Source organism: Bacillus sp. DNRA2, assembly GCF_012843265.1.
In the GTDB taxonomy this organism is placed as follows: domain Bacteria; phylum Bacillota; class Bacilli; order Bacillales; family Cytobacillaceae; genus Bacillus_BU.
On the sequence record NZ_JABAIT010000002.1, the window covers coordinates 204,268 to 224,566 of the forward strand.

General features: G+C 38.3%; 19 protein-coding genes. 5 read left to right on the forward strand and 14 right to left on the reverse strand.

All coding sequences use genetic code 11. The annotated features are described in order from the left end of the window. Positions 1-272: 272 nt before the first annotated feature. Complete coding sequence (locus HHO41_RS03420) at positions 273-503, forward strand: hypothetical protein (RefSeq protein ID WP_169095469.1); 231 nt, start codon at positions 273-275, stop codon at positions 501-503. Positions 504-726: 223 nt separating this feature from the next. Here HHO41_RS03420 and yppF (HHO41_RS03425) read toward each other — a convergent pair whose 3' ends face one another. Next, complete coding sequence (yppF, locus tag HHO41_RS03425) at positions 727-900, reverse strand: YppF family protein (RefSeq protein WP_169095471.1); 174 nt, start codon at positions 898-900, stop codon at positions 727-729. A gap of 239 nt (positions 901-1,139) precedes the next feature. Then, on the reverse strand, positions 1,140-1,316 hold the full coding sequence (gene yppF / locus HHO41_RS03430; RefSeq protein ID WP_169095473.1) for a YppF family protein: 177 nt from the start codon (positions 1,314-1,316) through the stop codon (positions 1,140-1,142). Positions 1,317-1,871: 555 nt separating this feature from the next. Between yppF (HHO41_RS03430) and HHO41_RS03435 the strand changes: the two genes are divergently transcribed. The 4 genes from HHO41_RS03435 to HHO41_RS03450 all read left to right on the forward strand — a co-directional run bounded on the left by HHO41_RS03435 (position 1,872) and on the right by HHO41_RS03450 (position 4,595). Next, entirely contained in the window at positions 1,872-2,561 is a 690-nt protein-coding gene (locus HHO41_RS03435) for an Rv1352/Rv1906c domain-containing protein (RefSeq protein ID WP_169095475.1), read from the forward strand. Positions 2,562-2,913: 352 nt separating this feature from the next. Further along, the gene (locus HHO41_RS03440; RefSeq protein WP_169095477.1) at positions 2,914-3,441 is read left to right on the forward strand and encodes a CotY/CotZ family spore coat protein; all 528 of its coding nucleotides are present in this window, start codon (positions 2,914-2,916) and stop codon (positions 3,439-3,441) included. A gap of 291 nt (positions 3,442-3,732) precedes the next feature. Next, entirely contained in the window at positions 3,733-3,870 is a 138-nt protein-coding gene (locus HHO41_RS03445; RefSeq protein WP_169095479.1) for a hypothetical protein, read from the forward strand. A 65-nt stretch (positions 3,871-3,935) separates the two neighbouring features. Next, entirely contained in the window at positions 3,936-4,595 is a 660-nt protein-coding gene (locus tag HHO41_RS03450; protein WP_169095481.1) for a hypothetical protein, read from the forward strand. A gap of 79 nt (positions 4,596-4,674) precedes the next feature. Here HHO41_RS03450 and HHO41_RS03455 read toward each other — a convergent pair whose 3' ends face one another. The 12 genes from HHO41_RS03455 to HHO41_RS03515 all read right to left on the reverse strand — a co-directional run bounded on the left by HHO41_RS03455 (position 4,675) and on the right by HHO41_RS03515 (position 20,067). Beyond that, the gene (locus HHO41_RS03455) at positions 4,675-5,166 is read right to left on the reverse strand and encodes a carbonic anhydrase (RefSeq protein ID WP_169095483.1); all 492 of its coding nucleotides are present in this window, start codon (positions 5,164-5,166) and stop codon (positions 4,675-4,677) included. A gap of 19 nt (positions 5,167-5,185) precedes the next feature. After that, the gene (locus HHO41_RS03460; RefSeq protein ID WP_211171021.1) at positions 5,186-5,566 is read right to left on the reverse strand and encodes a Na-translocating system protein MpsC family protein; all 381 of its coding nucleotides are present in this window, start codon (positions 5,564-5,566) and stop codon (positions 5,186-5,188) included. Continuing rightward, positions 5,538-5,684 carry a hypothetical protein gene (locus tag HHO41_RS03465; protein WP_169095267.1) on the reverse strand — a complete coding sequence of 49 codons (147 nt, stop codon included), beginning with the start codon at positions 5,682-5,684 and terminating at the stop codon, positions 5,538-5,540. The genes HHO41_RS03460 and HHO41_RS03465 overlap by 29 nt, the downstream gene beginning before the upstream one ends. Before the next feature lie 99 nt (positions 5,685-5,783). Further along, on the reverse strand, positions 5,784-8,402 hold the full coding sequence (locus HHO41_RS03470; protein WP_169095485.1) for a DUF2309 domain-containing protein: 2,619 nt from the start codon (positions 8,400-8,402) through the stop codon (positions 5,784-5,786). A gap of 2 nt (positions 8,403-8,404) precedes the next feature. Continuing rightward, a complete protein-coding gene (locus HHO41_RS03475; protein ID WP_169095487.1) occupies positions 8,405-9,922 on the reverse strand; it encodes an NADH dehydrogenase subunit 5 in 1,518 nt (505 codons plus the stop codon). 735 nt (positions 9,923-10,657) lie between these two features. Beyond that, the gene (locus tag HHO41_RS03480; RefSeq protein ID WP_169095490.1) at positions 10,658-11,044 is read right to left on the reverse strand and encodes a DUF488 domain-containing protein; all 387 of its coding nucleotides are present in this window, start codon (positions 11,042-11,044) and stop codon (positions 10,658-10,660) included. A gap of 124 nt (positions 11,045-11,168) precedes the next feature. Next, complete coding sequence (locus HHO41_RS03485; RefSeq protein ID WP_248278352.1) at positions 11,169-11,729, reverse strand: peroxiredoxin; 561 nt, start codon at positions 11,727-11,729, stop codon at positions 11,169-11,171. A 120-nt stretch (positions 11,730-11,849) separates the two neighbouring features. Continuing rightward, positions 11,850-12,239 carry a globin domain-containing protein gene (locus HHO41_RS03495; protein ID WP_169095496.1) on the reverse strand — a complete coding sequence of 130 codons (390 nt, stop codon included), beginning with the start codon at positions 12,237-12,239 and terminating at the stop codon, positions 11,850-11,852. Between the two features lie 180 nt (positions 12,240-12,419). Beyond that, positions 12,420-16,832, reverse strand: a complete 4,413-nt coding sequence (locus HHO41_RS03500; protein ID WP_169095498.1) for a coiled-coil domain-containing protein — start codon at positions 16,830-16,832, stop codon at positions 12,420-12,422. Further along, positions 16,816-17,559: a DUF6063 family protein gene (locus tag HHO41_RS03505; protein WP_169095500.1), complete on the reverse strand. Its 744-nt coding sequence runs from the start codon at positions 17,557-17,559 to the stop codon at positions 16,816-16,818. The genes HHO41_RS03500 and HHO41_RS03505 overlap by 17 nt, the downstream gene beginning before the upstream one ends. After that, entirely contained in the window at positions 17,546-19,060 is a 1,515-nt protein-coding gene (locus tag HHO41_RS03510) for a replicative DNA helicase (RefSeq protein WP_169095502.1), read from the reverse strand. Before HHO41_RS03510 ends, HHO41_RS03505 begins: the two co-directional genes overlap by 14 nt. Further along, a complete protein-coding gene (locus tag HHO41_RS03515) occupies positions 19,033-20,067 on the reverse strand; it encodes a Wadjet anti-phage system protein JetD domain-containing protein (protein WP_169095504.1) in 1,035 nt (344 codons plus the stop codon). The genes HHO41_RS03510 and HHO41_RS03515 overlap by 28 nt, the downstream gene beginning before the upstream one ends. Positions 20,068-20,299: the final 232 nt, after the last annotated feature.

Consider the following 20,299-nt stretch of genomic DNA (forward strand, 5'->3'; position numbering starts at 1 on the left):
TGCTTCATTTTTGATCCTATTCTTTTACATTATTCAAACGATTGTTTGAATGTTTGTTAAAAGAGTGCAACAAAGTTCTTATTTTTAATAAAAAAAGCAAGGTATCTGTGTGAAAATAGTAAATGAAGCTTTTACAGAATAATACTTCTTCATATTCTAAAGGTCATTCTTGTTAATTTTTCAGATTATTAGGAATATTTAGAACTAAAATGTATACGCTTTCAAAAAAATCTTATATAATAAAAACAACTTATATTTCAGGAGGTGATTCAATGATTATTCCAAAAGAGGACATCCATTTTCTGGTAGATGGTATAAGGGAAAAAGATACCCATCTGGTGTACCAGCTTATTAGTCACATTATTCAAAAAGGCACTCTAGAGGAAATTGGGTTAGATGTGGATTTTTATCCATTACCAGAAAGAGAAAAAGCACTGCTAAATCAGGCAAAAATGAAAACTGAAATAGATGAGCTGATCATCTGGTATGATCAGCATATTTAAATAGTAAGAACTGGTGGGAACAAAGATATTTCAACTTCTGTTCCCCTTTAAGCCTTCAAAACAGGTAACTAAATTTCATCCCCACTCATTTTCCACAAAACCTCGCCTTAATTATCAAAAATAAAAAAACAGAGAATCATTGAATTCTCTGCTCCATACCATATCAATTCGTATTTTAAGTCTCTATATTACAGCATTTTATTTTACCAAAAAAAGAAAAATTTTAAGCAGACTTAGGAATAAGTTTGTCTATTTCGGATAAAAGCTTTTTGTATTCGACAATACTTAATTCTCCTAGTATATAAGATTTTTTAATATAATTATGCAACTCGGCAACATGTAATGGATTATGATTTTGATCTGAGTTAAATCGCTGAATAATATCTTCTAACAACATTGAAATCAGCCCCTCTTCCTAATCCTTTATGTTTTATTACTGTAATATAATTATATCACGTGTTATATATCACGGTTAATTTTTTAATAATTCAAACTTATGATCAAGAAGCTTCGCTACACAAATAGAAGAAGCAGAGGGAGTAATTCCTCTGCTTTTCTACCGCTTATTTCATCTATTATTTTGGGGAAATATTAGATATCTTTTTTAGACCTAGAGAGTATAATGACATCGATTAATTAGGCAGACAATTCTGGGTTATGTTTGTCTAGTTCAAAGAAGAGTTTTTTATATTCAACAATACATAATTCACCAAGAATATATCCTTTTTTAATATAATTATGTAACTCAGTAACATGAAATGGATTTCGCTTTTTCTCAGATACAAAACGTTGAATTAAGTCTTCTAATAACATAGAACTCAGCCCCTCTTCCTAATCCTAAAGTGTTTTACCGCTATAAAAAGTATAGCATGTGATTTACATCACACCGAATTTTTTAATAATTCAAACTTACGACATTTTTCTACAATAATTTTGTCGATTTTCATTTTCCGACAAAGGTTTTAGAATTGATTTTCGTATTGGTATGAAAATTCCTAAGCGGAGTATTTAACCGGAATTTGTCCGAGTGAGAATTAATTTGGTGGTGTTTACATGCATTTTTCTCGTACTCAGCTATTCTTTTTGCTCATCCTTTTTATCGGTATTTTCAATCATGTACTCCATCCGATTGGAAAAAGCTAAAAACCCAAGCTTCCTTACTCCAACAAGATAGTTTAAACTCAATCGAAGCTCACATTACCCTGAAGCATTCAGGATCATTTAAAAATCGAAAAATCAGGATAAAGGAATAGCTATGACGATGTAAATGATTGAAAATACGAATACCTAGAATGAAGACATCTCTTGCTGCACAAGCTATTAAAGACTTGTTATTTATACAAATAAATTCAAGAGGGGGTCTTGGATATGAAGAAACCATTTTATAAAAAGTGGTGGGTCTGGGTATTAGCGATCATTATTATCGGGTTTATCGGTTCACTTGGTGATGATGACAGTGATAAAACATCAACGACAACGAAAGAAGAAACAAAAACAGATACAACCAAGACTGAAACTACAAAGGAAGTAGAAAAGACTGAACCTACTGAACCTGCAAAACAAGAAGAACCTAAAAAAGCTGAAGGCAAAATTAAATCTGGAGTCTATAAGGTCGGAACTGACCTCACTGCTGGAGAATATTTAGTTTTCGCCAAAAGTATAGCATATATTGAAGCTGCAAGTGATTCTACGGGAAAATTAGAAAGCATCATTTTCAACGACAACTTACCTTCTGGATCCCATTCTTACGTTACATTGAATGATGGTGATTATTTTAAATTACAAGGTGCTGAAATGTACCCGGTAGCATCAGCTCCTTCGGTGATACCGAAAAATGGATTGTACAAGGAAGGAATGTATAAAGTTGGGCCAGATATTCCTGCAGGTGAATATAAGGTGACACTCGGTTCGTCCGGTATGGGATACATTGAGGTAAATACCGGTAGCAGACATCAACTTGATGGAATCGTTACAAACGAAAATGTCCAAGCTGATATGTATATTACCGTTGCCGACGGTCAGTATTTAACTTTAAGGGGCGTATCGATTCAAAAATAGTATCGAGGTATTCGTGTTTGAATTAGGAAATGATTTTTAATGAAAATTATTCTTACTGATTTAACAATTTGTTAATATTTTTTTGGTAAAATAAAAATTGGTTTTTATTCGCCTTAAATGGCATTGCGCCCTTCCGTTTGGATGGGTGTTTTTTGTCGTAAAAACTTCACTCAATGATGTGTGATAGATTTTTTGCGACATAAGGAATGCTGTTTTGAAAAAATTCTTTTTACTGAACCGTTTTCCTGTTTCGTTCTAAAAAATTGACAGATGAATACCCACTCCAAAGATGTTTAGTTTCCATAATATAAGTTTATAAGGACAGGAGACTCAACATAAGGAGCGTTATTTTATGGAAAAACAACATCAAGACAGTAAGTATTTTCAGCTGAATAAAAAGAACTCTCAACAACATGGAAATTGTTTGAAAAAAACTTTAGAGAAAATAATAAATGAACAAAAAAAAGTAAACAAAAAGGAAATAGAAAAAAAGTCCTTCGGGTGTTTAGAATCATTAGGAATGCCTATTACCAATACAATCCCATTCATTCTATATGGTAATTTAGAGCCATTTAAAGTTGAAGGTGTAACTAAATTCTTCAATAAGGAATTAAACAAAGAAAAGTTTGTTTGTTTTACAACATTTATTTTTCGAATCATTGATCTTGATGGAGATTGTGCCGTTTTGGAACTGCTAAAATTCAATGATCAAAATACGTGTATATTAGACATCAAAAGTGATGCATGTTCTCCCAGTTGTCAATTAAATAGTAAAGATGTTAATGATTTGATTGCAGCATGTGTATATATCCAAGTGGAACTTTCATATTTTAGTGCTATTCAATGTTTACCTGCAGTGTTTATCAAAGTTTCAGACTAAAAAGCGGATATCATTCGAATACCTATTTTTTCTATGTTAAATATAAGTCCATTCCTTATTGATTCCAATACATATTATGTATTAACCAAAGGGTACAAGCTTTGAATCAGAAATTTTATCCTTTGGAAATAAAATAAGGAGTGAAAAAAGTGACATTTCCCCACCCCAAAAAGTGGAACGGTAACCATTTAAAGCATGAAAATGTCCCTTTTGATTGTTGTCAAAAACAGATGGATCATAGGTACCATTATGTTTCCAAATTCAACTGTAACAATCGGCGGGAGGAAAATTATGGGCATCACAGCCATCACAACTGCAACTGCAACTGCAATCGCAACTGCAACTGTAAATGTAACAATTGTCAACAGAATAATTGCGGGTGTCAGTGCCCTTGTCAGTGCAATTCATTTGGAGAAGACGGACCAATAATAATTCAAGTGTTTGGTTTTTCTGCAGGAGGTTTTACTTACACTACTTCTCGCAATGGAGCACTTGTGAATGCTGCGGTTTCTTTTAATGTAAGTGGTGTTAGCACTATACCTACCCCCCCATATTTTGGCCCGCGATCAATAGGTGGTTCCATCGATGGAGATGGAACTATTCTTGGTGGGACTGGCGACTTTGCTGTTAGCCATCCTGCAGTTGGAACATATTTAGTAACATTTTCTCCACCTTTTAGTTTGATTATGGAGGACCAACCTCCAATAGTACGACCATTACCAATTAATTCAAGTGTTGTTACATCTAATCAACAAGCTGATGGGTATATTGTTAAGAATTTTTATGGTGTAATAAATCCGAATGGTACTATACTCGAGGATCAAAGTAGCTCAGGCTTTAGAGTTACTCATGATAACAACTTAAAAAATGGAGTTTACAAAGTAATATTTGATCAACCTGTTGTATATGCTGGACCACCGAAACCCTTAGAAGTAGTTGTTCTTACATCGAATCCAGTAAGTTGTTGCCCTTGTTGTGGCGATTTCCATCATGTAGGAGACGGGCTTATCACTGAAGAAAGTGTTGATCTCATTGGCGTGGATGCAACAGGATTTTCGTACAAGACATGGGTTATTGAAGGAGGCGTCAAGAAATATAGAGATTTAGCGGCAGATGGTGTGCATTTCTTCATCCAGACACTTGTAAATCCATAAGCGAAACAGGGCTACGAATCTTACAGGGACAATTCGAAGCTTTGCACGGATAAAAGCCCAACTAGTGGTAGTCGGGCTTTTATTCTATTGAAAAGATTTTTTTGTCCTCTCTTTGGATTAATAGTTCGGTCACTTTTACATTGGACGGCATCAAAGGATGCTTTCGAAGCATATCAATCCTTTCAGCACTCGTTAACGTTTTACCTCCTTCAAGCCACTGTTTTAGATTACGATTAGGAAACTCTGGCGTACAATTTTTAAAAAGATAATCTAAGGTTTGCATATCCTTTTCGGAACCGATTTTTTCATAGATTTGATTTAGGATGCCTCCATCGTCTTTCTTTTTATCAACATGTGAGGAAACTAAATAGATTTCCTCAATATTTTCCATATAAACGGCGACAATAATTTCCCTCATTAAATGGCCAAAAGGCTCTAAAGCATCCGGTCGGTAACCGTGAATTAATAAAATACTCTCCGGATTGATTTTCATATTCTGTCTAATGATGTTCTCTAATTTGTGTTCCATCCCAATCACAATTAGCACTTTTTTATGTTCTTCTTGATTCATCGTTCACCGCCTCCTTGATTTATAGTTCGCCAAGGGTTAACTTACTTTGCAAATCGCTTGAAAGCTTAAAAACCATGATCCGTTCTCCAGTCTGAGTACTAAGATCAGTGAAAAAACTAACTACTTCTTGACCTGTAAGGTTCAAAATGATGTCCTTTAATTCCGCTAATCCTGATTCCACCAAGCTATTTCGATTCAATTTAACCGATAGTAATCCTTCTTTATCCTGACAAAGTGAATACTCAGCTGGGGTTAAGATCCCGCGTAATACAATTATAATCATGTCGCGTAATATATCTGATTTAACAGATACCGAACCACGCCCAAGATAATGCTTCTCCCAATGCGTTAATGCTTTGCTTATTTCAGCTTCAAGAGTTCCTTTTGATTTTACAATCATCCTTAAATCCCTCTCCTTTTTTTCTAATATAGTTGTTGATTTCCGCTGCAGGCACTTCGCTTTCCGCAGGGCTAGTTGGGAGCCTCCTCGGCGCATTCGCGCCTGCGGGGTCTCCCATACCAGCTACTCCTGCAGGAGTCTTCGTGCCTTCCGCTCCAATCAACATGGTAATAATCAATACTAGGGGTTAACACAATCTTTTGTAAAAATACCCCTGTTAGCTCCAACTTATCCAATTTCCGTCTGCATCAATCGAAGCGAGACGGAGCCAGCCGTTTTGAATTTTCCGCTTCAAGTCTGGGACTTGATCAAATACCCGTACAATGTATTCTTTTGGCGCCTGAATCACGACCAACAAGCGTAAAGGAGCATGGTAGCTTTCTTGATCCGACTTCATGACAGATTGCCACGGAAGTCCGGATAATAAATCACTTCCATTACCTTGCATCACACCAATGCCGCTTGTCACGGTTTGCGTTACTTTATTCCCGCTGCCATAATAATGTGGCGCTACTGTTGATGCATAATATTGCAGATTAATCCATTGGGCTACCGTTGTCGGGCCTGTTATGATTTTTTCAAGAATAGCTCCGTTCTTATCCTTTTGCCAATTGTAATTGTGGAGAAAAGCTCTTCCATCTAAATGGCAGTCTTTCGTAAGCTTGCGATCACCAATAATGAATGAGGCATTTCGGGCTAGCCCCCATTCCGGACGTACCTCGCTCCAATCTGAAGCAAGGCGCTCGGCTTCCAAGATTGGATCTATTTTATCAGCACAGACTTTAGGTAACATAGCGATTCGCTCAGTATTCGCTTCTTTTCTGACATAAGGCAATGTCGCTTTGATTAGCTCTAAAGAATCCTTAGCTTTATTCGATAATGGTGGTACATAAAGCCAACGCAATTCATCTAAAGATGTGATATGTTCTGCTGCAGCAAAAACCGTTTCTTGCGGAATTGAAATTCCCACTCTTTCAAGAGATCGTCTTACCGCATGCAAATTACACAATGACGCAAGTACCCGCGCATTAAAGCCGCTAGATGCTCCACCACATGCTCCGCAGTCCAGAGCAGATGAATAGGGATTATTTTTACTGTGACTACCGTGACCACAAATAACCACTAATGGAGCGAAATGCTCGGTGAGCCCCATCATCGTTAACGCCTGTTGAACATATTGTACTTTCTGTTCTTCGGTAAAACCAATCGGGAGCTCAGCTTCCACTGTGTGATTATGCTCAAGCGAAAGTTCAGTACTTGGTTTGTTAAGGTATTTTTCACGAATCTTACGGGACAGGTGCCCCGCGCTTCGTGGCGTAAAGCTTCTTGCTAAGGTTTGAATGCTCTGCCAAGGGCCACTTATCTCTGGGAGCAGCATACTGGAAAGCAAATTCTGTTTCATCGTTTTAAAAGTATTTCTTAAAGCATGGCCAGCTTGCTTCCGTTGTTGATATCGTTTTACCTCCGGCTCAGTTGATGATTCGATTACTTTTAATTGCGGTTTGAACATAACCGGCAACGAATGATGGGTATGTTTGCTGCCAAGCTTACTCGTTTCAATCGGCAAGCCGAAAAAGCCAGCTGTTCCTAAAGTCTCAAATGGACCAGCTGCTTCAAGTTTTCGGCGAAAAACCTCTGAACGAACGTCTATACAAAATACAAGTTGTGCTTTTACCTGTTTCTCATTTTCTATCTTTGAGTGTTTGGCTGAGTTAATCGTCTGCATGAGCTGATTCTCGTATGTTTTCTCCCAAGCCTCTAGCCATAGACGATTGCGGAGAACTTGATCAAATCGATCAGCTAGTGTTAAGCGGGCCTTGATTTCTATGGCGGATAACTCCACCCAAGCTCTGATGGGCAAGTTCCCCCAATCTTCCCATGATAAAATCAATGATTCTAAGTTTACGCTTTGTTCTCTTGAAGGCTTAGGCATTGGAAGATGAGGTTGCACCAAAAGCTTCTCTAGCGTAATCCGAACAGCTAAATAATCCATGAGTAGGGAATTTTCTTGCAATGATTCCATGGAGCGCCAAAGCATCGTTCCTGCCCAACCTGGCAACGCAAGTAAATGTGCTTCCAAGTATTCCTGTATTTCCGAATTTGGAATTTCAAGTGCCTGCAATGCTTCTTTTAACGCATCTGATGCCTCCTGTTGAAGATTCTTGAGTTGATTTCGCTGCTTTTTATTAAGCGATGGATCGTATTGAACAAGTCTCCGCCATGCTTGATAGAAGCCTTCTTCCCGACCCGGCATCGACCAGGCAGCATGTGATTGATCTAAAAACAATTTACACCACTTGATTACGTGACTATTGAGCTCCTTAGTCGTCATTTCAACGTTCATGTTTTCAAGACGCTGACTGTATGTCTGTACGGGTTGCTTTTTGGTGATTTGGGATTGAAATCTACTTAGTTTTTTTACAATAGCCTTCAAGTCTGGACTGGTTTTTATTTTGGCTGACTGATTTTCTAGATTCAATCCTGCTCTGCAAAATCGTTCAGCATCCGCTCTTGGTAATTCTAATTTTTGAAAATCAAGCCATTGTTGAAGGCTCATTTCCAGAAATTCTTGATGAATCTCACCGTTTTTCCATGCTGCCAACAAAACCGAATCATTTGGCAATAGGTCCACATCACAAGTGGATTTAAATCGGCATGCTACTTGTTCAAATGGTGTTTCTTCTAAACCCACCCACGGATTACGCGCTGCGAATTTGTTAATGGGACCGAGGGGGACAATCACTTTGCTGGCCCTTTTTACTAAGTCATAAATATCATTATTTTGTTCTACAGGCTCTTTTTCCCATTTTAAAACTTTTGCTAAGCTTGTATTCATCGTTATTTACCTCCTCGATACATGATTTGTGTCAAATATTTCGGATGGCTTTCAACCAAATTCTGATGAGGCTCACCCATTCGTACAAACCAAAGATAAATGACGGCGAATGCTGGTGATGTACGATGCTGGGTTAACCAAGCACCCAACGAACTAATCATCAACAAGACTAGCACGAGCATAATAGCCGTCCAGGCGGGAGCATGCTTCCCTGTCGGAATGGTACCTTCTAACAATTTATAAAAAGCGGAATGAATGAACATGTATACAATGGCCGCTCCTGCAAAGATAGACATTCCCGCCATTCTTGCGAGACGCCCGCTGCCATTAGCCACCAATTGCATCCAGGCTAAGAACACCGACCAACCCAAAGCCACTGCACTTACCATTTGATAAGCCTCAATCGGTGCTTGAAGCCAATACCCTACACCCACCAAGACACTGAAGACAACTCCCATGATTGACCATATGTATGAGGTGGTCTTGTTTTTTTCAATTGGCTGGTGCTGGCGAATCGCCGAGCCCGATTGGAGGAATAAGGTTGATTTGAACAGCCCATGCAATATTGCATGAATGATTGCTGCCAAATAGGCACCTAATGCACATTGGATAAGCATGAACCCCATTTGCGCTATCGTTGACCCAACCAATTGCCGTTTATAGTCAACTTGGACTAACATCATTCCCGTTCCGATTAATACAGAAAGACTAGCTATGATGAGTAAAACAATTTGGGCTGGATCGCCGCTAAAAAATGGTGCGAACCTGGTCAACATGATTCCTCCAGCATTTACAATACCTGCATGCATCACAGCTGATATTGGCGTCGGCGCCACGACTGAATCTAACAACCATCGTTGAAACGGCCATTGTGCCGCTGGAATCATGACACTTAGTATGAACAGTAAGTTGATACAGGTTTTCTCCCATGTGCCGAATTGTGCTAAGCTATTTTCCGTTAAGATTTCAGATAGCCTCCAGTGCCCAGCTGTCTGCGTTACCCAGATGATGACGATGAATAAAATAAACCAACTAAGCGCAAACATCTTTCCTGTATACGCGGCAGCACGTCTTGCCACTTGCCACTCCTTTTTTAAACCAATCAGCAATGTAAGCCCAAGAAGTGTTACACCCCAACAGGTCAAAAGAAAGCGAAGATCATTGCTAAGCCAGGCAAGCGCATCAGCAGAAGTTGTCATGGTGAGCAGTGCAAAATATTTTCGATAATGGTGGTCACCAAGTAAATAACGAACTGAATAACGCTGAACAATTAAGCCAATTGTAAGAACGAACAACGCTAAAAGCCATGATAAATGATCAAATCGCCAAGGTCCGACGATTAAGCTCCTCCCCTCTTGATTTATAATCAGCGCTACCAAGGCGACCAATGGGGGCAGCGAATGAAAAGCGATATGAAGTCGGACAAAATGCAAGGGAACCTTTGGGTTTAATAACAATAATGCGCTCAGCACAGAAACTGCAATGGATATAAAAAATACAATTGGGATGGAAATTAACATGTAGCATTCCCCCAACACATTAACGGGATGGAAGCGGCCGAAATCCCGAAAACATCGTTATTTGATATTTGTTTCATTTTGATCCTTCCTCTCTACTGATTTGCAGACAAACAAAAAAACCGACAATTATATGAGTTCAACGGTTATTGAAAACCATTAAACTGATAAATTGTCGGTTTACTATTAACTAGCCAAAATATTGGTTTTTTACATAGTCTACCTTTATATACTATTTTTAAAGGGAAATTGTTCCGATGTCTAAAACAACTGTATCAATAGGATTACTTTTTCATCTAGTCAAAATTTAACTTTATGCTAAAGCAATCTTTATTTTACCGGTTGATTTACACTATGATTATAGTGGATATATTACTACTGTTCCAAAATTCTGTCAAGTTAAAACTTAAACTTGGGGGTTTTCGCGTTTTGGGTACAATTCGCTGGGGATTTTCGCTGAAAATGTTGCATAGACTTGCTCTAGGATACATTTCGTTGACTGTTTTCGTTGAAAGTGTTGCATAAACCCTCTCTAGGGCACATTTCGTTGGCTGTTTTCGTTGAAAGTGTTGCGTAGACTTGCTCTAGGATACATTTCATAGACATTTTCAGTTGAAAGTGTTGCATAGACCTTCTCTATGATACATTTCATTGGCTGTTTTCGTTGAAAGTGTTGCATAGACCACCTCTAGGGCACATTTCACGGTCATTTTCCGTTGAAATTGTCTTGTAGACTACTTACTTATAAGGATTTTGTTTCAATGAAATCCTTCTTAGCAGTTCTTCTTTTAAAACAACCGCATTATTGTGTGAATGGTTTTTAGCTGCATAAAGAAGTGTTGCTTTTTCACGGAGCACTATTTGAACAAGTTCATCTACTCGGTTTGACTTCATTTCGTCTTTGGTGAGCTCAATAAAGTATTTCAAACGGAACTCTTCAAATCGCTCTGGAATATGGGCAAACCACTTTCGAAGTTCAGCGCTTGGTGCCAACTCCTTATACCAGTAATCAATTCCCGCATCTTCTTTCTTTATACCCCGCGGCCATAATCTGTCGACTAAAATTCGTAAACCATCACTTTCGTCCTTTGGATCATAAATTCTTTTCATTAAAATTTCCGCCATAATCTTAACTCCTAATGATCTTCTTAATTTTGCTTAATTTAGAAGAAACCGCACAAGCTAAATCACTGTGCGGTTAAAAAGTATTAATAACATCTAATTTCTACCCCAATTATTTGGATTCTAATCACTCTGGTTTCACTGGTACCCAATTTGCCGGAACGCGCTTCCCTGTTATTCGATTATGTTGAATGGCCTGAACAATCCTTAAGATTTCATAAATGTTTCGACCAACTTCTAGAGGATTGACGAATTTGCTAACAATCGTTCCTTCAGGATCAATAATAATTGTTACTCGAAATGCAGCACCTGTTTTTTCATTTAAGGTCCTGTATGATTTGCTTATTTTATGAGTTCGATCACTTAACATGGGAAACGTCACTTGAGCAGCAGCTGGGGAAACTTCTGTAAAAACCTTATGGGAATATACACTGTCCGTACTAATTGCAAGAATCTCGGTGTTTAGAGCCAAGAGTTGAGGATGAATAGCAGCGACCGCTGCCAACTCTGTCTGTCAAACAAATGTAAAATCACTTGGATAAAAAAATAAAACCACCCATTTACTGCGATAGCTTTCGAGGTTAATATCTTTTATTTTCTTTGCAACATTGTCGTAAGCTTCTGCCACAAACAGGGGTGCTTTATCAGTTGTTTGCGCACAAAATGGTTGTTGTCGGTCCTCATACATATGACAATGTCCTCCTTATCAAAAGATGAACTTATTTATCCATATGCATCAGACAAACGATTAGTGATTTCAAACATGTATTGTCAAGGCTGGGTGGGTATAAACCACACCCGAACTACCTTAATTTTCATCAGGGCTATTTACCATAATCCCAGCAACTTGTATTAACTTGTCATAAAAGCGGGGCCCTATCGGATGAGAATCAAGACCAACCTCTACAAATGCTTCTTTCATACAGCGAAGCCAACATGTTGCTCTCTTTGGAGTGATCTCAAAAGGAAGATGTCTTTCCCTCATCGCTGGAGGTCCAAATTCTTGACTATACAATGCCGGTCCACCAAGAAATTGCGGTAAAAACAAGCGCTGCTTCCGCTTGATTTCTTCCATATCTCCTTCAAAAAGTGGTCTTAACTCCGGGTCTTTATAGACACGTGGATAAAAGGCATCAACAAGTTTATCGATTGTATCCTGACCGCCAATTTGCGTAAATAGTGAATTGTTGTTTTCCAAAACCCCATCCCCATCCTAAAGTACTTTTCCTTTTTTACTTATTATAGAAGGGAAGGAGGTTGGAATTTATGATATAAATCACACTATTAAAGTTTTATTGAAAATTATTATTATCGTAGAAAAATACCAACTTAAGAATTATTAAGGGAAACACCGCAGTTTGTGTTTCCCTCACTTTTATTAAAATAACCCCAATTGCTCCGTTTCCCCTAGGCGTTCAATGGTTTTTGGTTCATGATCCTGAAAATAGGCGTAATGGAGCCATTTTTCTTTTGTCATTACTTTTTTGCTGGAATCAGCTGATGCTCTTAGTCGGCAACTATAGATGATTGGAAAATAGTCTTGAAGGAATTTCCCTTCCGTATGAGCTGTCAAAGCAATAATTTGAAATCCGAGCTGCTCGGCGACAAAAAATACAGGGCTTAACACATGTTCACTGGAAGCTTTTCCAAAAGGATTATCGAGTATCACGGCTCGGTGATGCTTGGCGTTCGATTGGATGTGCTTCTTTTTCTCGGCCACATAATTTAAAATCCCGAGGAAAAGCGTCATGTTCTTGCTCCATTTTTCTCCGCCGGACCAGACATTACTTTGTTCCCATGAGTAAGAACGCGTCGTAACTTTATTATCATTAGTCACTTTGCGGCAGCTTACTTTCATGACTTCATTATTCATGACGATTTGCAAAAGTTGCTTGGATTGGAGCCACATTTCGATTTCTTTGCGAACTTTTCCGTTATCCTGAGTGCCTTGGTCGTTTAGGAAGCGTTCGGACTCCAATTGACCAAGGATCCATTCAATGTAATCACGTATGCGCATTTTCCCAACGGCTTCTTCCCATTCTGGGATGCTAAACGAAAATATTTGTTTCCAATCATCGAGAACTTTGACTTTCGTTTTTTTCGGGATTTGTTTCAGTTCTTCGACCAGTGTAAGCAGATGAGAATGGATTTGATTGATGAATAGCTGCATTTCTTCATCACTTTTTCGAATATGTTCATTAGCATAAAGAGTACTATTTTCAATACTTTTTAGCATATTCCTTTTAAAATCAATGATATCTGCATAGTTTTGTTTCATTTCAACACCATTAATGGCCATCTGTTGCAGTTTGATATTAGTAATTTTGTTCAAACAAAACTCTCTAAATCTTCGCTTCGCCCGTTCAATTTCTTTTTGTTCCTCTGAAACCTGTAGTTTATGTTCATTTAACTGAGTTGTTATCAATTGGACAAAAGGTAACCGGTTATAGGTAAAATTCCGTACTTCGTCTGAGCTCAAAGGAATTGCTTCAATATCCGGTGCATTAAAATGGTGGCTTTCATCAAAACGGTCCAGCCCATTCCTCGCATCACTAATGTCTTTTATTTCTTTCTCAATTCTGTTTAACTCTCGATCAATATATGTTTTTCGGTCTACTAAGCTCTGATTTTCAGAATTTAGTTCCACGGCAATTTCATCCAAGGATTGTTCGAAAGTAAGAATTCCTTTGGAAGGAAAATCCTGGTTGAATTGCTCTATTTTTGATTTCCATTTTCCTTCTTGTTTATCCTGTTTGGACTTTTTCCGCTCAGTTTCTTTGTAAAGTTGGTCCACCTTGTCTTTCAGATTGGTGATTTGCGACAACAATATTTGCAACAATTGCTTCCCATCACTTGGAAATTCCTTCATTTCATCTACATCGGCATGTTCAGTTCGTAATTCTTCCATGCGTGATTTCAATGAATCAATTGAAGCAACTGCTCCATCTTTTTTGGCTATCCATTCACCTTGGGCAACAGTGATTGCGCGGATTTTCATTTCCAGTGTACGCATTCTCTCATTAATGATGCTTTTGCTTTCATTTGTGTACTTTGGTGAATAGGTTTGCAATGTAATGTACTCTTCATTTTCGTTAAACAAGCGCAACTCTGCAGTCAAATTACTAATTCGCTCCTGAAGATGATCTCTTTCATCAGTAAAACCAGCTATTTGCACCTTTAAGCCTTGAAGCTTTTTTAAGACTTGTTCAAGCTCAATATTTGCTACTTTTTCTTTTTTCCTTGCCTCTTCAATTTCTTTTTCAAATTGGAAATATTCGATTGCCTTTTCGATTTTTCGTCCAAGACCATTTAATTCGTCACGATACAAAGTAATCGTATCGCGATTGGCTTTAATCTTTCCCTGTAATTCGGCTAAGCAGCTTTTTTCCTGTTGAATTTTTCCTAAAAGATCATTTAGTAGGTTGTTTAACTTAGTGAGCTCCTCATTTAAGCTGGTTGATTTTTCATATGGATATTCATAAAGAAACTGATTAAATCGATTCAATCCATCTTCCCATCGCTTGATTTCCTGTTCCTTTTGTTCACGCAGAAGAGTTGCTTCTTTAGCGAAATCTGCAATTTGTTTCTTCCATTGCTTAAATGTATCAGGGTCTATATTTTGCTGCCAATGATTCGGCGAGATCCAATTTTCAATTGACTCTCGTTCATGTATTGTTAAAGCTTCTTCAGTGGTGAGAACGGTAATTGGAAATAACAATTGCTCCGTTACTGCTTTCAGCTTTGCGATAACTTTAGGCTTGGAGCGATTGGTTGTCACCAAAGTAATCGGCCATAATGGATAACCGCTACGCTTTTCTCTTTCTGCTTCATCCATTGCTTGCATGTATTCGACCCCTGTGACCAAGTAATCGAACTGACTTTTCCATGAGGAAAGTTGCTCGTTCAAGAAAGAATCACCAAAGAAATCCGACTGGTTTTCATAATCATCACAAAATCGATGTGCCACTCGTTCCTTATATAAAAGGGTGTTTCTGTCATTCTTATATTTTTCAATCGTCTCAATGAGCCTTTTTTGAATCGTATCTTGGGATAAATAAACATTTTCCAGCGTAACCCATTGGGGTCTTAGCAAAGCTAGCTGCTTGATTAATCTTGTTTGCCCGTTCTTGATTGCTGCAAGCTCAAAACTTAATCTACTTTTCTTTTCATTAGTATCTGATTGAGTCCTTTTTAGCTGTTCTAAACTGTTTTCTGTAACCTCAAACTCCTGTATTTGCTGTTTTATTTGGCTGCCTAAATGGATGATTTCTTCATCAAGAAATTGCTCCCTCGTAACCCATTTTCCATATTCCTCTTTTACTTGTTCCTGCTCCGGATTAGCGAGCAATTGCTGTTCTAGCTTTTTCAAATCACCAGTACGCGCTTCTATGATAGTAGTGTTTTTCGATAAAATCATTCGCAGGCTTGTCTCGTTTGTTTCGAGTCTTTTCGTGTTTTCCTCTGCTTCATGAATGTGGTTTAAGATGGGCTTTAATTGGAACTCAAGCTTCTGTTTGTCCTTTTCTAACTCTTCCATTTTTGTCAAAAACCAACCAAGTAACGCTTGCTTTGTTTCATCTAATTTAGTCTGGAAATCCTCAACTTCTTCAGTCTGGTCAAATTTTGCCAATTCTGCTTCAATCTGCTTTAATAAATCCTCTTGCTCTTTCATATCCCGTTTTAATTCGGCAAGTTTTAAAGAGTAATAATCTTGATTGTTCTGTTGCAATCTTTCTTCATGATCGACTTTTCTTGCCAATGCTTCTTTATAATCAGTTTCTAGTTTTTTATATTCCGTTTCCTCCCGAAAAATTTCGAAGGATGCTGATTTTACCTTATAATTGGTGCTGCTTGTTTTCCATTCCTCCAACTTTTCCAGGATGTCTGTGCGATCAGCCGTGAAAGTCTGAATCTCTTTAATGATTTCATTCCAGGTCCCTTTTGCTTTTTGCTTGATTTTTTCATAATCAAGCTGAAGTTGATGAAAATGTTCATACGTACTGACATACTGAGTGAGTTGCTGCTCTATGCGTTTATTTTCTTGAATAGTTTCTTTAAGCTTTTTGTAATTTTTTAAACTCGCATGCTGTGTCTCAAACATATCTGCAAATATTTCCGCATCATGGCCGACAATTGAATTTTCAACAACAGGAATCAAAAGCCGGTCAAATAACTGGTTCGTGCTTTTGCAATCATCAAAAAACGCTTCAACTCCACCTTCTGAGCTATTGATTTTCGCAATACTTTCCCATTCATCCGCAATAATATGGTACTGTTCTTCGAGATAGTACTTATAGTCTTTAATCGTGTTAAACGTGCGTGCGCTAAAGGTTTTATCGCGCATGTGACTGTAGTAGTCCTGCATTTCCCCACGATCAGCCGTTCGTTTGCCGTCTTTTCCTTCCCGCACAAATGGAATCCCTTCAATTCCATTGGCATCATTGGCATCATATTCGTACACATATCTTAATGAATCCAATCCTTGTTTGGTCGTAAAAAGCGACACAGCGGTGACGACATAACGCCGCGGGACGTCATTGGCAATCCATTCAATCGCAATGTGTGCAGGAGCATTTTCAAGTACTAGGGTATGTTTAATTTTCCGGTCAGCCAAGTCAGCATGCGGTAGGATGGCTTGAATAGCAGCTTGGATAAAGACCGTTTTTCCACCGCCGTTTTCTATCAGGACCGCACCATTATGACCGTCAAACAGGAAAATTTCGTCATTGTACCGTTTGTTTCCCTCTTCGTACACAACATTTGTTAAACGAATTTTACTGATTGCCGGCATACTCATCCTCCCTTTCAAAACCGTAAATAAATTCAAAAATCCCTTTGTTGTACTCTACTTCCATAAAATAACGCTGGATAATCGTTTTGGCTTTTTCAGTTAAGGTGACTTCATCATTGCCAATTTCCTGGATCAACTCTTGATCGACCATAAATCTTTTGACGGTGTCCATAAAACTAAATCGACTAATCGTGTTACCGCTTTGCTTTTTAGCCGTCTCCTTGATATCGTCCATGTCTTCCCATTTTTCAATGATTAAACTCCAATTGTAAGAGAATTCTTTTTCCAATTGCTTAAGCTCCTCTTCATCATGGGTCTTTAATTGGTCGATTCGTTCTCCGATAAACCTCACCCATTCATCAATCCGCAAGAATTGCCTAGTCGGCTCCTGACTTTGATACGAATCATAAAAGCTACCAAACAGAATGATGGTTGAAAAATAAAGAAGATAAATGTCGCCGTTCGTGGCACCCGACCGTAAATAATTGCGTTTAATCCAATCATTGCTGACATGAAACGGTGACAACTTTGTTTCCGGAATTAAAAACAACTGCTCACTTGTACCAATCACAACACAATCAACTTCCCGGCTAAAGGCATCAAGAAGGCCGCGAATTTCATCATCGGCCCGATACAGCTGCACCGCATCCTTGTTGGCAACACCATCACGAGCAAGTTTCGTATATATTTGAAAAGCCCTTAGGACTGTTTGCTCAGAGTAATTCATCGTCTTCTCCCTCCAAGGTAATGATTAGCTCCTGAATCGAAAATCTTTTCACTCGGCTCACGATTCCTTTGCCCTCTTGAACCGTTAGACTTCGATTTTCCAGGAGTGCAAGTGCCTCCCCGAGCAGAGTTTTTCCTTCTTCTTCGTTGACTTCCCCTTTGATGATAGGCGAGCGCTGATGGAGAATCAGCCAAAAATCATAAAAATAGCGTTGCTCAAACATCGCTGAATGCTCTATTTGGTCAAGATAATTCATAAAATCAGAAAGTGTATTCGCTTGGTTTGACTCATAAGCTTCTAAAAAATATTCCATTAGCTCTTTGTATTTTGAGATTAATACCTTTCGATATGGATCATTCAGGTTATCATCTTTTGCTTCAATAAAGCCATGCTCAACTCGCTCTTGTCGCTCTTCGGTAATATTTTGTTCCGCAAGGACCGTGAGCGGTGACCAAAACCGATTTTCTTCTACTTTTAATAGCGGATGAAGGACACCAGACAAGGCCTCGAGCGGCAATGGGGTTGAAATCATATTTGAGACAAGATCCTGATCAAAGTTAAATGCCTGGATACCGGTGTAATAAAGGGATTCCTGAGCAGTGACTAGAGTCGTATTTTTTAAGGCAAATGTTTGCTCTAGCAATCGTGAATGATGATAGTGAACAGATTCAAGTTCTCTAGTAATCGTCAAAATTAATTCGTACGTCTTTTGTTCTTTTTTATGAACATCCTTGGAGTAGAGTCGTTCTCGTGTTTCTTTTACAAATTGGCGAAGTTCCTTAAATTCCTCATCTTCTCGCGTCAGGCGCCCAAAAATATCCTCAAGCAGTTGTTTATACCGTTCAAAAGTTTCTTCGGACACAATACTCCTTTGAATTTCGTGCTTGAGCTTTTTCATTCGTTCTTCCAAGCTTTCTACATCAATCCGCATCTCATTGATTTGCCTAAGTGCGCCTTTGAATTCACCCTTATCCAATTGTTTTCGTAACATCAGTTGATTGATTGAAAGCTGGAATTCACTATAAAATTCTTTTGTTGCAAAAACCAACTCTAAGCCGTCTTCATCAAGTGTGTAGTATTGTGTATTCGTTTTGAGCTCAAAGTTGTTCGCTTTTAAAATCGAGTACTCGATTATCCCATCCTGTTTCTCTTCCCAGTCAAAAAATGAATAGTTTCGTTTGCGGCCTGTTGTTGGCCGGAACGTTTGAATGATGGTTCTTGCAATTCGTTCATAATCTTCTAAATCAAGGCGATATTGCGATTCTGTTAATCTTCGCAAAAATGAAGCTAGTTCGTTGGTGCCCGTCTTATACTGCCGCATAATTTTTTGTTCAAAAAAGAACAGTAGCGTGAGGAGCCCCAGCCCCTTCATATCTACGATTTTTTCGGTTTGGTCCTGCTCCCGTTTCCGATCCAGTTCATATAACGGGTCAAACAGTGCTAAGCGGCGCATCCGTTCACGGTATCCGGTGGTTATTTCCTTAACATCAAGCTCGTCCAATCGGATTCCCTCCATATCTGTTGCAATTCCTTTGTCTTCAATGTTTCCTGGGGATGATATTTCCCTTCAGCCAACATCGAACGGATCTGTCCTTGCAGTTCTATTGTTGGAAAAAAAGCAAGAAATTGTTCAAGCGCCATGAGGTGTTCTTTTTGATAATCCTTTCCCCTTGATGCCTCTTTTTCCAAACATTTCAAGTAAAAAGGAAGCGCTAGCATTGCAGATTGTTTGTTATTGAAGGAATACCAGATTAGGATCCCTTCCCGATCAAGATCGCCGAAATATAAAAACTGATGGTTTGCTTTAATCGGATATTGCATGGGGAACTGTTCAATACTTTTTACAACCGCTTTACCCGCCCCATAAATCAAGGTTGAAAAGATCGTTTCGGTTAAAACTGGGAGTAATCCCTGATAGGTTGTTTTATTTTCAACTATTAAGTGAAGCTGGGTATTTTCATTGATTTTGTTGGGATTAATTGCAAACATCAATGGCTCTGAAACAGGAATAATTTTCAAAGAAGAAAACAATCCGACTCGGTCGAGGATTTCCTTCCCGCCATTTTCAACAATCCATTTCTCGTCTCCTACCAATTCAAAGCTTCGTTCTGGTGCGGGAACCTGATCTTCTGGAAAGGAAAATTGCTTCAAATATTGATCGATATTGAGCAAGAATGGGAGGTCATTTTTCCAAAGTGACGGGTCCATCCGGTAATACTCATCCAAATTAATTGATGGATGCAGGATGCTCCGATAATGCTGTAATTCTTTATGGTAATCGCCGATTAATTCGCTTTTATTGATCCGATACTGGAACGCTAAAGATGGAGAGCGATTTGTTCGCCCTTTTGCTTTTACCATTACAAGAATTTCTTCCTGTTCTAACTGCAAAATGGTTTGGGCAAATTCTTCATATGTATGGATATAAGGTTTCAACATCACTTCAAGTTCTGTTAACGCAATCGTTTTTTTCTTAAAAGTCGTGAACATCTTTTTGATTTGATCCAATCGAGACTCACTCCTAATTTTTAACATGTTTCTATAAACTATTGTACTAAAGTATCTGTCTTTCCGCAGTGAACATTTTGGGGATTGAATATGGTTAGGAGGAGGTCGTAGGAAAATTTTTTTCTCTTTTTATTTGATTATTAACAATTTTTAACTATTTAAACAAAATAACAGAACATGTTTTTTTCCTTCCGAACATTTATAACCCCACTAAACTCACCTTCACACTGGG